Source organism: Coprococcus sp. AM97-35 (genome assembly GCF_027697525.1).
In the GTDB taxonomy this organism is placed as follows: Bacteria; Bacillota; Clostridia; order Lachnospirales; family Lachnospiraceae; genus Allocoprococcus; species Allocoprococcus comes.
The window spans coordinates 14,531-29,181 of the sequence record NZ_JAQESL010000016.1 but is presented as its reverse complement, the minus strand read 5'-3'; the positions used below and the strand labels follow the sequence as shown (position 1 = coordinate 29,181).

The following is a 14,651-nucleotide window of genomic DNA, read 5'->3' as shown; positions in this document are numbered from 1 at the left end:
TTGAAAGAACAGGAGGACATAGGATGGAAAACAAAGAAACAATGAATTTACAGCAAAAACTAATTGCAATTTCAAACGAAATGCCAAAGTTGTTAAAGAAGCATTATTCAGACGAAGTGGATTATGATTTTGTAAAGATTGATGATATCTTTGAACTTCTAAATCCGGCGTTTACGAAGCACCATATCTGTTTGCAGGAATTAGAAGAGACAGATGCCGCTTACAGTAAAGTAGATGGCAGCTGGATTTATACAGCAAAACTTACATTTTTTATTGTCAATGCGGACTGTTTGGAGGAAAAAGAGCGAGTAAGTATTCAGCTGGTGGGAGACCATCTGGACTCTCCTGCAAAGGCGAAAGGAGCAGCATGGACGTATGGGTTTAAATACTTCTTCCTGTATAAATTCCGTATGAAACAGGAAACGGAAGATCCGGATATGAAGGGGACACCAAATGGACCTGATAAATCAAAGGAAAGGGTGGAATATAAAAAATCCGAAGTGCCGGTAAAGCCACAGAAACCGGAAAAAAAGGCTTCTGATGTAATTGCAGACAGTCCTTTAGCGCAACCGCCGCAGGAAGATAAGAAAAGAAACAAAGATACTATAATACAGGCAGATTTTTTCCCAGATCCTGCAGCTTTTTTAGAAGAAAGTGAAGAGGCAGAAACAGCGGAAGATATGAAAGTGCAAGAAACAAAGAGGTTGGAAAAACAATCTTCAGAAGCAGCAGAAGTAGTGCATCATCAGGAAACAGCAGAACAGGAAGTACTGTTAGAGGAAACTCAGCCAGATTCATTGACAAACGAGGGAAAAGACATTTTAGATTCTTCTTCCATAGAAGATTTAAAAGACGAAAAACCGGAGAGGGAACCAAACGAAAACAATCTGGAAGAAAAATCAAAAGAGGGGAAGAAAGGGCCGAAGGAGTCGGGCTTGCAATCTCATAAGAAAAAGGAAGAGGACGGTTTTGGACAGATGAACCTTTTGGATTTTTCAGCACAACAGACAAAGGAAGCAGAAGTTCAAGAGACAGAAAGCAGTGAAACAAAAGCAGCAGATACAGCTCAGGAGATTGCGGAAGAAAAGGAAATGAAAGAGAAATCTTCCGTTTCTGCTCCATCAGAAGATTTTGAAGAGGCGAAAGAAGAAGTTCCCTTTGAAGAAATAGATGAAGAAGACTTTTTCTTGCAGTTACAAAGAGATATGGAAAGTGAAGCGGAGAAGAAACCTCTGACAGTAGAAGCGGCAAAAAAGGTAATCTGTCCGTATGCGTTGTTTGAAGGAAAGTCATTTGGTGAAATGCTTGGGACAGAAGCGGGATATCGGCAGTTACAATGGTTTGCAAACGAATACAGAGGTTCTGATTTTAAAATGAAAGAAGCAGCTCAGCTTTTACTGGAAGATTGTGAACAGAAAGCTGCTTAAAAGATTAACTATTAGGAAGAGGTGTGCTGGCCATGCCTTTTCCGACTTTTGTAAGGGGATATTTCCAGAAAGGTAAAAAGGATATGAAAAAAAGAAAGCGTACAGATTCTTATCCAGTTGCCCCATTCACTATTTTTGATGTCGCAAACATGCTGGATATGGAATTTTTGGAAAACTGCAAAAATGGATATCAGGTAAAGGATGTCCAGAATGCAGCCAATGTTGTCTGTCCATTTTGTGGAGATGCAAGAGGGAAGGCAAGCATCTGTGTCTGTGCAGAAGGGAAAATCATTAATGTTTTCCATTGCTTTGATTGTGGAACTGGTCATAATATGCTGACACTTTATGCAGAACTTTGTCATCTGACGGGAAAGGACCGGTATAAAAAGGCATATCGGGAAATTTATAGAAGAAAGCAGGAGGAACCCGGCAGAAAGAAAAAGACAAGGGAAGCAATGCAGGAAGAAAGCCAGGGGATAAAAAAACAGGCAAGGAAACAGAAGGAACGCATGGCAGAACCTGTGGATGCAGAACAACGGCATCATGTTTATAAAAAAATGCTCTCTTATCTGAAACTGAAGGAATATCACCGCAAAGATTTGGAAAGAAGAGGTGTGAATGCAGAGATTATCCGGCGTATGGAAGAAAAAGGATATAAAAGTACCAGTAAGGAGGAATCTCAACAGATTGCCAGGAGACTGATAAAGCAGGGATTACGCTTGGAAGGCGTTCCCGGATTTTATATCAATCGGGAAGGAGACTGGGATCTGAATTTCTATGAAGGAAACAGCGGGTATCTTTGTCCTGTTTATACAGTAGACGGATATCTGGCAGGATTCCAGATACGATTGGACAACCCAAAGGGAAAAAATAAATATGTATGGCTTTCCAGTGCAAATCAAAAGAAAGGGTGTGGGATCAGCAGTATTGTAGGGATATCGGGAAAAGCAGAAGGAAATGAGATTTATGTGACCGAAGGAATTTTAAAAGCAGAGATTGCCCATCAGGTATCAGGAAAAACGTTCCTTGGGAATCCGGGAATTGGAAATTGGAGAGATTTGTATGAGGTTTTACAAGCATTAAAAAAGCGTGGTCTCTCCCATGTGGAAGAAGTCTATGACATGGATAAGCAGTTACGGCTTATATGTGACAAAAAGTATAGTGAAATCTGTGAGGAATGTGAAGAGAGAAAGAAAGAGGGCGATCCTTACTTTGAATGCCCGAAAAAAAGAGTAAAACGGGATACCATACGAAAAGGCTGTAATCATACATACCGTATCTGTGAGGAGCTTTCCTTATCCTGTAATCGGAACCAGTGGGATTTAGATCAGGACGGACTGTGGGCAGAACATGAAAAAGGGATTGATGACTGGCTGACAAAGGAAATCAGGAAAAACACAAGATAATTCATTTTTAAAATGTGCAAAAGAGGAATTGCGAAAGCAGTTCCTTTTTTGCATGGTTTAAAGTGCCATGGGAAAGGAGAACAATGTATGATTCGGGACAGACCTTAAGAAGAAATGGGAAACAGGGCAGTTTCCGGTGTGCAGCATATTCCCGAAAATGGAACTGCCCGTCTAAAAAACAATAAAGTGAAAGGAGAGAGCGTTTATTGAAAACAACATGGAAAAAACGATGTACAGCAGGATTTTTAGCTGTTTTATTAGGGTGTTCCTCTCTGCTTGCAGGTGGGAGCAGTGCTTTTGCAGCACCATTAGAACAGACAGATGTAAAAGAAGAAACACAGGCAGAAGACATTACGATTGAGCAGGGAGAAACTTTTGATCCGGCATTCGATTTCATCGGTATTACTGTAAAAGACGGAGAAAAGGTTTCTCTTGTTTTGTCAGCAGATAAAGAAGGAAAGCTGTTTGATGCAGACAGACCTGGAAGGTATGACTGTATTTACCAGGTCCAAAAACCTTCCGGAGATACTTATGAGATTACACGGAAAATCATTGTGAAAGAAGCGGGAAAGGAAGGAGAGAGTCCGCAAAAAGAGAAGAAACAGAAGAAAGAGATAAAAAGTGGGGAGGAAGACGCAGAGCCTGATGGTGCCAACATTGATACCAGTGCATTAAAGGAAGAAGAGGGTGTCTTGTTTTCCGTTGTCCCCTCTTCTATGGAACAGGCAAGGGAAAAAGCTTCTTTGGTGCAAGGGGAGAGGATTGTATACCCAAGTGATTTAGGTTCTTACAGTACCTGCTATTTCTATGTCAATGACCGGATTGCATACTGTCTGGAATCAAATCTGCAGTCACCGCCTTCGTCTGATTACGTGGCAGAAATTTATGAGAGCAACTTAAACTTACAGAAAGTTTTGTATTATGGATATGGAGGGCCGGGTGATTTAACCGGAGAATATCTAAAGAATTATAGCAATGATATCAAATATGTCCTGACACATTTAGCAGCAAGTTACTGTTATGGCGGAGAGGAAGTGGCATTTGTGGGCTGCACGCAGGACGGACTGAAACGCTATGGTGTCATGGAATACATCAATTATCTTTGCGGGCAGGAAGCACCGCCAAGTGCTGCCATCAGCCTTTCTTCCACAAACGAAACCGCTTTTTTGGAAGGAGATGTGCAGAAAACAAAAAATATCACATTAAATGGAGACCATAGAAATTATATTACCCTTTCTTTACCGGAAGGTGTGACTTACCATGATACTGCCGGAAAGGAGCAGAAAGGAGGTTCCATTAAGATTTATGGTGGTACGACTTTTTACTTTACTGCAGAAAAAACCGTACATGGTACCTGGAATAGCGGAGATTTAGGCGGACAGGTAGGAGCTCAGTGGAAAACTCTGGTGGTTTCTACCGGTTCCGGCAATCAGGATGTTGGTTATGGGGATTTTTATGAGGAACCAAGTGCTAAGGTTTCATTTTCGATTCAATGGATGGATATTTCCTGGATTGAGGTCATCAAAGAAGATGCAAAAAGCAGTGTAAAACTTGCAGGGGCTGTTTTTGGGATTTATCGGGATCAGGCATGTACAGATTTGATTCTGGAGATGCCGCCAACAGATGAAAAAGGGGCAACTAAAGCGGAGCTGACAAAGACGCAGGATACAGTGTACATCAAGGAAATCACTGCACCGAAAGGGTATAAACTGAATACAACTGCTTACAATGTCAATCTGGAAGTAGCAAAAACACAAACACTGACTGTAAAAAATGAGGAACAAAAAGGGAAGATTATCATCCGAAAGCAGGGGGAAAAGCTGACAGGAGTATCCGGAGAGACTGGAAATCTGCAATTTACCTATACCAATGCTGCATTTGCAGGGGCAAAGTATAAAATTTATGCAGCAGAAGACATCTACAGCCAGGATAAGCAGACAAAAATCTATCAGGCAGGAGATTTGGCAGCAGAACTGGAGACAAAAGAAGACGGAAGTTGTTCTTCGGATATGCTTCATCTCGGAACCTATAAGGTGGTAGAGCAGCAGGCTCCGGATTCCCTGACAATAGGGAAGACAGAGGAAGAGCGTACCCATATGGTAACCCTTTCTTATGCAGGGCAGACAGTAGAAGTGGTTGAGGAAGAAACACAATATGAAAATGCCAGACCAAAGGTATCTGTGGAAGTGCTGAAGAAATCAAGTAATGATGATGCAGCATTGAAGGGGGCAATTTTTGGACTGTATGCAGATGAAGATGTTACCGGTGCAGACGGTTCCGTGCTGGTTACAAAGGGAACTTTGATACAGAAAGCGGAGTCCAATGAAAACGGGAAGGCTGCATTTACTGCGGATATCCCAATTGGCTTCCATTATGTAGTAAAGGAAATTCAGGCACCACCTCTTTATGTTCAGAGCAGGGATAGTTATGAGTTCTTTTATGAATATAAAAATGATACGACCTACACGTATACCTTTGCACATACCTTTAAAAATAAAGAGGTACGGGGAGCAGTCCATATCAAGAAAATAGACAAAGATACACAGGACTCTGTAAGCCAGGGAGATGGAGATTTAAACGGGGCTGTCTATGGATTGTATGCGGCAGAAGATATCCAACACCCAAATGGAAAGACAGGACTGCTTTATAAAAAGGATCAGTTGGTCGTGCAGGGAACGATCGAAAAAGGTGTTCTGAATTTCAAAGATTTGTATCTTGGAAAATACTATGTACAGGAAATTTCTGCACCTCCTTCCAATGCATATTTGCTGGATCAAACCAAATACCCGGTAGATCTTGCATATGAAGGGCAAGATGTGGAAATTGTGCAGAAAAATGTGACTGTTTTGGAAACCATAAAAAAACAGGCATTCCAGTTAATTAAAATCAGTGATGATGGCAGCCAGACGGAAACAGAATTGCTGGAGGGTGCCGGATTTAAAGTGTACTTGATCAGTGAACTTTCTAAAGTAAAGGATGGTACCTTAAAACCATCGAATGGAACCGAATATGCACCGCAGGATTTTATCGGATATGATTTCAGTAAAGAGGAAACTGCATCTTATTATGAAAATGGAGAAAAGATACAGACAGAAGAAATGTTTACCGACAAAAAAGGGTATCTGTGTTCACCGGAACTTCCATATGGAAAATATGTGTGTATTGAAAGTACCATTCCGGAAAATGTAGAAGGAATTCAGCCGTTTTTGGTGACTATCGATGAAGACAGCAGGGAACCGCAGACATGGCGTGTCTTTAATGACCGTCCGATGCAGTTTTATTTTAAGATCATCAAAAAGGATGCACAGACGGAACTTCCAATTTTAAAGAACAGTGCCCACTATAAAATTTATGATGTGGAGAAGAAGAAATACGTCACTATGAAAGTACGGTATCCGAAGCCAGAAACAATTGACGTTTTTGAAACAAATGAGGAAGGTTATCTGTTGACGCCGGAGCCGCTTAAAATGGGAACTTACCGGATTGAAGAAGTAAAAAGCCCGGAACTGTTTGTACAGACCGGATTTGAACAGGCATTAAAAAATGGAGAAGAAATCCTTCCGTTAAATGAGGTGACAAAGGAAGGAACTTATGAGAAAGCACCAAGGGAATCCATTACGATCAAAGTGGACAGCAATACTGCACATGAGGTGGAAGAGGAAACCGGAAAATATATTGTAGTGGTAGAAGTAAAGAACGATGAAGCGGTAGGAAGCCTGACGATCCAGAAAACAGGAGAAGTGCTTGTTGGTGCTGAAAAAGTAACAGAGCAGATACTGACAAAATTAAAGAATGGTCTGGCAAAGGCAGTAAACCAAGTGTCTAATCTGTTTACCGGAGAAGATGTTATGGAAACAGAAAAAGGATATGAGTTTGCGTATGAAGAACAGGGACTTGCAGGAGCAGAATTCTCTATTTATGCAAGGGAAACCATTTACTCACCAGATGGACAGGTAGACAGTGAGGGTAATCGGATCATACGTTTTGAAAAAGGCGCATTGGTTGGAACGATTGTAACAGATGGAAAAGGAAAAGGGACTTTAAATAATCTTCCGATTGGAAAATTTTATATTAAAGAAACAAAAACGGGAGATTCCTTTGTGCTAGATCCAGCCGAACAGGATTTTGAAATCACCTATAAAGGACAAGAAGTGGCAGTTGACTATGTAACAAAGGAAATCAAGAATCAACGGCAGAAAGTGGAAATTGAAGTGCTGAAAAAATCGGAAGCCACAAAAGAGCCACTGGAAGGGGTTTCATTTGGATTGTATGCAGGAGAAGATATTGTAAATGCAGCAGGAAAAGTTGTGGTGAAAAAAGATGAACTGGTAGCAGTTGAAAAAACAGATCAAAAAGGAAAATTGAAGTACTCGAATACCATTCCACACGGGAAATATTATCTGAAGGAACTGGAAGGTCTGCCAGGATATCTACCATATGAAGAGAAGATTGAAATTGATGCTTCTTATACGGATCCAGAATTGGAAGTGATTTCTATACAAAAAGAAGTGGAGAACCAGCCGACGAAAGTTGAAGTTACAAAAACAGACATTACTGGAGAAAAGGAAGTGGAAGGTGCCAGACTACAGATTCAAGATGAAGAAGGAACTGTAGTGGAAGAGTGGACTTCTACAAACGAATCGCATATCATTTATGCATTAAAACCGGGTAAGTACATACTTCACGAAGAACAGGCTCCAACAGAAAACGGATATGTGAAAGCAGAAGATGTGGAATTTACCGTAGAGGAAACCGGAGAAATCCAGAAAGTTTCCATGAAAGACGATCATACAAAGATTGAAATCACAAAAACGGATATCACCGGAGAACAGGAAATTGAAGGAGCCAAGTTACAGGTACTGGACGAAGAGGGAAATATCATAGAAGAATGGACCTCTACCAAAGAACCTTACCGGATCGAGTATCTACAGCCGGGAAAAACATATATCCTTCATGAAGAAGCTGCACCGGAAGGATTTTTGATTGCAGAAGATGTAGAATTTACTGTAGAGGAAACCGGAGAAGTACAGAAAGTTTCCATGAAAGATGAAGTACCAATGGGGCAGTTAATTATTAAGAAAACAGATGCAGAAGATCAGACACCACTTGCCAATGTGGAATTTGAATTGAAAAACAAAGAGACTGAGGAAGTGGTTGGAAAACTTACTACAGATAAAGATGGAGTTGCAACCAGTGAACTGCTGCCGATTGCCACATACGAAGACGGAAAAGCAGTAGGACCGATTACTTATGTATTATCGGAAACGAAACCGTTGGAAGGATATGAAGAGCATACGGAAACCTATGAAATCACATTTAGTTATGTGGACGCAAAAACAAAGGTTATTGAAGTGGTAAAAGAAATCCAGAATAAGAAACTTCCGCAGACACCGGAAAAACCAGAGGACGTAAAAACCGGGGATAATACCTTGCTCCTGCTGCCAATCGGTATTGCAGTAGTAGCGGCCTTTGGTATTGGTATTGTCCTTTGGCGGATCAGACGCACAAAGAGATAAAAAGCATTTGGAGATGATGGAACACTAGACCCGCGGGGTAGTGTAAAGAACATTTCTGGATGCTTTACCAGAAGATTTCGGGGCGGTACCGGACCCCGCAAGTGAAAGGAAAGGTGATGCTGAAGCGAAAGAAAAGAATTTAAAAGTTTTTATAAAAGTGTAAGCGGCAACGAAGCAGAAAAATGCAGGTATCCGACCAGATTGGATACTTATGGCTGTGGCTGTATGCATAATTGTTCCTACTGCTATGCACGCAGCCTTTTGGATTTCCGCGGACTTTGGAACGCAGAAAATCCAAGAGTGGCAGATATCCAGAAAATCCGGAGAAAATTGGAAAAGGTGCCACCGGGAACCATTTTAAGACTTGGAGGCATGACAGATTGCTTTCAGCCGATGGAAAGTCAGGAACAGATTACCTATCAAACCATAGAACAGTTAAATGAATATGGTATTGGGTATCTGATTGTGACAAAATCCCATCTGGCAGGAGAGGAACGATACCGGAAACTTTATGATCCGAAGCTGGCACATATCCAGATCACCATTACCTGTTTTGATGATAAAAAGGCTCTTGCCTATGAAAAGGCAAGTAGTCCGTCAAAGCGGTTAAGGGCATTGTTAAAATTACAGGAAGAGGGCTTTGATGTCACATTACGATTAAGCCCTCTGATTGAGGAGTATTTGGATTTTGATTACTTAAATAGGCTGCCGGTAGACAAAGTTTTGGTAGAATTTCTTCGGGTGAATGGATGGATTAAAAAGTGGTTTCCGGACTTGGATTACCAGAAATATGTTCTGCGTCAGAGTGGGTACTGGCATTTACCATTGGAAGAAAAAATCAGGATATTGGAAAAAATTCATCTTCCGTTGACGGTCTGTGAAGATGTCACAGAACATTATGAATATTGGAAACAGCATATCAATCCAAACCCACTGGATTGCTGTAATTTAAGAAAATAAGGGGCATAAGTGCAGGCGGTAGCATATCAGTTTTGGTATGCTGCCGCTTTTTTACGTTGGAGGTAAGCAGATGAAAAAAGAATACTTTTTACTTGGGATATTAAGCGTGATCTTGCTGGCAGCAGGAGTCTGGATTTATCAGATTATTAGTGAATATCAAAAAGCAGAACGGGAATATGAACAGTTACAAGAATATGTAAAAGTAGAGAAGAATACAAGGGATCCGGAAAATACGAAACCAAATGTTGCAGAAGATGATAAGGAAGGAGAAAAGCAGGAAGAAACTGTAACGGTGGATTTTGCTTCTCTGCAGGCAATTAACCCAGATATTGTAGCGTGGCTTCGGATTCCGGGGGTGTTGGAATATCCAGTAGTGAGAGGGAAAGATAATTCCTATTATTTAAACCATACCGTACAAAAAACTTATAACATTGCAGGAAGTATTTTTCTTGATTATCGGAACGAACGGGATTTCTCGGATAGTAAGAATATTATTTATGGGCATAACATGAAAGACGGGAGTATGTTTCATGTGTTGAGAAATTATCAGGATATTGATTTTTTCCAGAAGCACACGGATATGGAGGTTTATTTACCGGATGGAAGAACTTTGAACTATCAGATTACAACTTGTGAACAGGTGTCGGCAGATAGTGAGATTTATCAGATAGAAAGAGGATATGTTGAGGATAATAAGGGAAATGAAATCATATTGTCTACCTGTAGTGCAAAAGCAAATGTCAGAATTATTATAAAAGCATATTTGAAAGAAAAAACATCATGAAGATACCAGAAACAAGATATTAAAAAAGCAGATTGGAAAAGGAGGATACTAGGTGTATTTAATTGAAATTGATACAAGAAAATTTGATTTTCAAGGAATATCACATGAAGAATATCTGGAGTTTTTTGGATATCGAGGCATTAAAAAAATAAGTAGTTGTATTTACGCAGTAACAAAAACAGGACTGACTTTACCAACAATTAGAATTATTTCGGATAATTATAAAGATTAAAACGATGAATCAAAATAGACAGGATGTGAGCAGAACCATTTTATCACTAAGTTTTTTTGATGATGTGCAGTTTTCTAGAAAAGTAAATGAATTCCTTCCTTTATTGTGAAAAAAATATCCATTCTGTCAAAAAAATATTGTGAGAAATGGAAGATTATGGTAAAATGGGCTAAATAAAAAATGCATTAAAAGCATTTGAAATGTAATTCCAAAGATAAGGAGGGGAATGATTTGTAATGAAATATAAAAAAGTCGTTGCAGTTCTGCTTGCTGTTGGATGTATCGGGCTTGTAGGAACTTTGGGATATTTCCTTGGACAAACAAATCAAAAAGGACCTGATGTAAAACAAGTAGTTGCCCCAGTTGCTGAAAGAGAAAACACGAAACAGGAGTCAAGAAAAATTGCGGTAGTCAATCTGGATGAGGGGACAACATCAGCAGAGGAAAAAATAAATTATGCAGATAAGATTGTTCAATTTCCCAGCTCTTCGTTTGAATATTCATCATTAGAGGAAGCAAGAACAGGATTAACAAACGGAAAATATGGTGCTTACATAATCATACCAGCCGGATTTTCACAAAATGTTGTTAGTCTTAATACAACACCACAAGCAGCTCAACTTGAATATGCTTTAAATAAAAATCTTTCAGGAGAGTCTCAGTATCATTTGTTATATGATGTGATGAGTTTTGGAAATTCTTTGAATGACAGTTTGAGCTATATGTATTTGAACAATATTCTTTCTGAGTTCCATAAGGCTCAAGATGGTGCTGCTACAGTTATGAATAATGATTTAAAAGATAAAGATGCCATTGAGAGTATACAGTCGCATGATTTGGTACAATTAGTTGAGATTCCGGAATTAAAAAGAGAAGAAAATACAACAGAACCATTAAATGTAGAAGAATATGTAGAGAAAAATACGGCTTTAGCAACTGATCTTGATTCACAGTACAAAAAGTGTGTAGAAGAGGCACAATCACAACTGCAGAATATGCAGACGGAAGGAGGAAGTCTTTCAGAACAGCTTACATCCTTGGCTGAATATACAAAACAGCTAGATGTATTTAAAGATGAAGAGGGAAATTCTGTAGTCGATACTGCAAATAATAAACTGGACGAAGTTTTGAATAAAAAACCAGGAAATACAGTTGGAAACATGCTTGAAGATTTGAAACGGCAGCCGGATATTATAGCAGGTGAATTAGGAAAATCGATAGAGACTTATAATCAGGGATTACCAAATCAGCTGACTGACCGCTTAGCTGAGTTTGCAAAGAAAATTGAAGCAGCAAATCCGGGATTGATTTTAGAGGAAAAAAGTGAAGGGGTTTTTGAATTACATTACGCTACTTCGGATTCACCAAAATTATCTATAACCCTTGCAGATGTTCCCGACTCCGAAGAAAATCAAAAGGCAGATACGACAAAACAGTTATGGAGTGCTATTACCAGTAAACTTGCAGCGGCAGCAAATGAGCAGGAAACTATTGAAATTATAGAGAAAGATCCTGATTTGGGTATAGAAATTCCGAAAGTATATACAACTGCAAAATCGGTGCAGACAGCACTTGCGGAATGTGAGCAAGATCCGAATATGATAGCTATGTGTAATAGTCTTGGGTATTCTTCTATAAGTGCTTTTGTGAGTGACGCAGGAAATGGAAGTTTGGCGCTTGACAAAACTCATGAAATTGTGTTTGATGGTGATTTGAATGCTTTTCAGCAGTACATTAATTCCGTGATTGAAAATGTACCGCGAGAGGTGACTGCATTGCAGGAATATAAAGATTATCGATATGATGAAGCAGGGAATATGATTATTGATCCAGGGACAAATCAACCTACTACAATTCAAGAGAGACTGGAGCATTATGGAAAGCAGGTGAAAGCCTTTGAAACAGAACTTGGGAATGAGCAGACAACAAATGGGCAGGAAATAAAAAATGTATTCCAGGATTTTTATGTAGATCCAATGCAGAAGAACCAAGAAAACTTCAATGGTATCCTGCAACAAAAATATGAGGCTGAATCAGTCTATATCCACGAGTTTAATGAAAAGCTGAAGTCATTTGCACCATCTGTACAAGATGAATATATTGCAGAAAATGTAAATGGAATAAAACAGAATAACGGACTGCTTCAGAAGAGTTTGATAGAAAATAATATGTCTTATGTGGATTATGCAAATAAAGTCTATACTACAACAGAAGAAAATATCAATACTCTTCAGAAAGGTATTCAGGATGCAAAAGACGCCTCAAATCAAGCGGTGGAAGACGGCTTGAGTGCAGCAAAAAATACCAAGACAACCACCAGTAAAGAAAATCAAAATATATTAGCTGACTTTTCAGCAAAGCTTCCATATACAAGATTGGGAAGTATGGAATATACACAGGCTTATCAATTTATCGCTAAGCCAGTAGCTTTAAATGATGTTTCAAAAGAAAAGGAAAAGATAGTGGGCGGAGAAGAAGTAAAAGAATCTTCGGCAAAAGCAGTTTCTGCGAATACAGAAAAGGAAAGTAATATAACATCGTATTTCATTTATATTGTTTTTGCAGTACTTTTAACAGCACTTATTATATTCTTGATTTTGAGATACTTTAGAAATAAAAAACCAGAGCAATAAGCTGTTTGGCAGCATTGCATATAAAAAAAGGAGAAGCATTCAAAGGAGGTACATTATGGCAGATGTAAACAACATTAAATTAAGCCCGGAACAGATGGAGGCAAAGGCAGCAGAATTTAATACCAGATGTGAGGAGTTCAACCAAGTGGTTTCTACGATGAGAAACATGGTAACATCCTTATGTGATGAATGGGCCGGTCACAGCAGCCAGGCATTTTATGACCAGTTCCAATCTTTAGAACCAAGTTTTACAGCTACATCAGATCTTATCACATCAATTGCACAGCAGTTACGTGATGTATCCGCAGCAATGCAGAGCATCGACCAGGAAATCGCAGGGAAAATTGGAGCGATGTAGTAGCAGAGAGCCGTCGGGATTTTCCCGACGGCTTTTTGAAAATATGAGGAACGTATGTATGGGAAAAATGGATGACACAGGAAAAGCACTTGAAAAAAATATTAATAGCAACATTGAGTTCGATACCTCTGTATTACAGGAAAAGAATGAAACCTATTCTTCCTTAACGGATACTTATGGAATAGATTTGTTTACAGATCAATATGAAGAGAAAATTGAAAAGGTGCATTTAAAAGAATATGATGCCTATCAGAAAATAGAAAAAAAGTTGTTTGAAACAGATTTAGAAAGTGGAAAAGATGAATACGAAAGAATACAGGATCAACTGTTTTTATATACAGGTTCAGAAGTAAAGAAAGAAGAAATTGAGAAAGAGGATAATGCGTTGGGCGTAAATATTGCCATAACAGGTATTATGCTCATACTTTTCTTTTTTATTTTCTTCCTGGTTTTTGACAAAAGAAGGAAAAGGAGACGTGAAGATGCAATTAACAATTACACTTACGAGTACTAAATATCAAATCAACAAAGATATTATGGTCAATTCTGAACAAAAGATTTGTGAAACCTTACAGATTTTAAAGGAAGCAGGTCAAATAAATATAGCTGTTGGTGATGAAGACAAATTAAGATCTATGCGTACAGGAATGTTTGTGTCGAAAGAATTTACTTATGAAGAAGCTGGGATATTCTATGGTGATATATTGCAAATATTATAAAATAAGAAATGGAAAGGGGAAATAGAATATGAGTAATATACAAAGCAATACGCAGGTTGCTTCAAGCAGTTCAGATACAATTTCAGCAAATGCAAATAGTTTACAGGAGAAAGAAATATCAAAAGATACAGAGTCAAATATTACTGCCAAAGGAAATTCTATTACGGCATATGAAACAAGCCAGACTCAAAAATCAGCTTATAGATATGCGTTAGAGCAAGATGCACAACATATAAAAACTTTAGGTAAGACATTTGAGCAAGTGGATCAGAGTATTGCTAATATATTAACTGCTGGTTTATTAGGTGATTAATATGGAAGATAATGAAAAAAGACAGTTACAGGATAAAATTGACGACTATAAAAAAGCGATAAGAACATTAGAAGAAAGTAAAGATGAAATCAATTATCAGGATAAAATAATAGAAAATATTTTTTCAGATATGTTTCTTCAATTTAAGCATGATACAGAATTTTGCAAGAGTATCTCTAAGCTTCAACAATCGGTATGGGAGGCAAAGACATTTAAAGATTCAAAATTTTCAGAAATAGAAAGTGATTTGAAAAGTAATCTGAAAAAACTAGAGAAAGAGCAGGAAAACGAGGAGTGGTAAAA

Annotated in this window: 12 protein-coding genes; all 12 read left to right on the top strand. The window is 38.7% G+C overall.

What is annotated here, in order from left to right; genetic code table 11:
• Positions 1-23: 23 nt before the first annotated feature.
• The 12 genes from PG840_RS11430 (at position 24) to PG840_RS11375 (ending at position 14,649) form a co-directional block, all read left to right on the top strand.
• Positions 24-1,427 (top strand): ERF family protein, encoded by a 1,404-nt coding sequence (locus PG840_RS11430; RefSeq protein WP_021739097.1) that lies wholly within the window; start codon positions 24-26, stop codon positions 1,425-1,427.
• Positions 1,428-1,510: 83 nt separating this feature from the next.
• The gene (locus PG840_RS11425; protein WP_081695242.1) at positions 1,511-2,833 is read left to right on the top strand and encodes a hypothetical protein; all 1,323 of its coding nucleotides are present in this window, start codon (positions 1,511-1,513) and stop codon (positions 2,831-2,833) included.
• Positions 2,834-3,039: 206 nt separating this feature from the next.
• A complete protein-coding gene (locus tag PG840_RS11420; RefSeq protein ID WP_173867547.1) occupies positions 3,040-8,349 on the top strand; it encodes a SpaA isopeptide-forming pilin-related protein in 5,310 nt (1,769 codons plus the stop codon).
• A gap of 201 nt (positions 8,350-8,550) precedes the next feature.
• Positions 8,551-9,309, top strand: a complete 759-nt coding sequence (locus PG840_RS11415) for an SPL family radical SAM protein (RefSeq protein WP_226972155.1) — start codon at positions 8,551-8,553, stop codon at positions 9,307-9,309.
• A 70-nt stretch (positions 9,310-9,379) separates the two neighbouring features.
• Positions 9,380-10,093: a class B sortase gene (gene srtB / locus PG840_RS11410; RefSeq protein WP_173867548.1), complete on the top strand. Its 714-nt coding sequence runs from the start codon at positions 9,380-9,382 to the stop codon at positions 10,091-10,093.
• A gap of 52 nt (positions 10,094-10,145) precedes the next feature.
• Positions 10,146-10,325 (top strand): hypothetical protein, encoded by a 180-nt coding sequence (locus PG840_RS11405; protein ID WP_021739102.1) that lies wholly within the window; start codon positions 10,146-10,148, stop codon positions 10,323-10,325.
• Between the two features lie 236 nt (positions 10,326-10,561).
• Positions 10,562-12,958: a hypothetical protein gene (locus PG840_RS11400; protein WP_021739103.1), complete on the top strand. Its 2,397-nt coding sequence runs from the start codon at positions 10,562-10,564 to the stop codon at positions 12,956-12,958.
• 55 nt (positions 12,959-13,013) lie between these two features.
• A complete protein-coding gene (locus PG840_RS11395; protein WP_004612715.1) occupies positions 13,014-13,316 on the top strand; it encodes a WXG100 family type VII secretion target in 303 nt (100 codons plus the stop codon).
• A gap of 58 nt (positions 13,317-13,374) precedes the next feature.
• On the top strand, positions 13,375-13,830 hold the full coding sequence (locus PG840_RS11390) for a type VII secretion EssA family protein (protein WP_021739104.1): 456 nt from the start codon (positions 13,375-13,377) through the stop codon (positions 13,828-13,830).
• Entirely contained in the window at positions 13,799-14,035 is a 237-nt protein-coding gene (locus tag PG840_RS11385) for a hypothetical protein (protein WP_021739105.1), read from the top strand. The genes PG840_RS11390 and PG840_RS11385 overlap by 32 nt, the downstream gene beginning before the upstream one ends.
• A 28-nt stretch (positions 14,036-14,063) precedes the next feature.
• Positions 14,064-14,348 (top strand): TIGR04197 family type VII secretion effector, encoded by a 285-nt coding sequence (locus tag PG840_RS11380; protein ID WP_021739106.1) that lies wholly within the window; start codon positions 14,064-14,066, stop codon positions 14,346-14,348.
• A 1-nt stretch (position 14,349) separates the two neighbouring features.
• The gene (locus PG840_RS11375; RefSeq protein WP_044963412.1) at positions 14,350-14,649 is read left to right on the top strand and encodes a hypothetical protein; all 300 of its coding nucleotides are present in this window, start codon (positions 14,350-14,352) and stop codon (positions 14,647-14,649) included.
• The last annotated feature ends 2 nt before the right edge of the window (positions 14,650-14,651 follow it).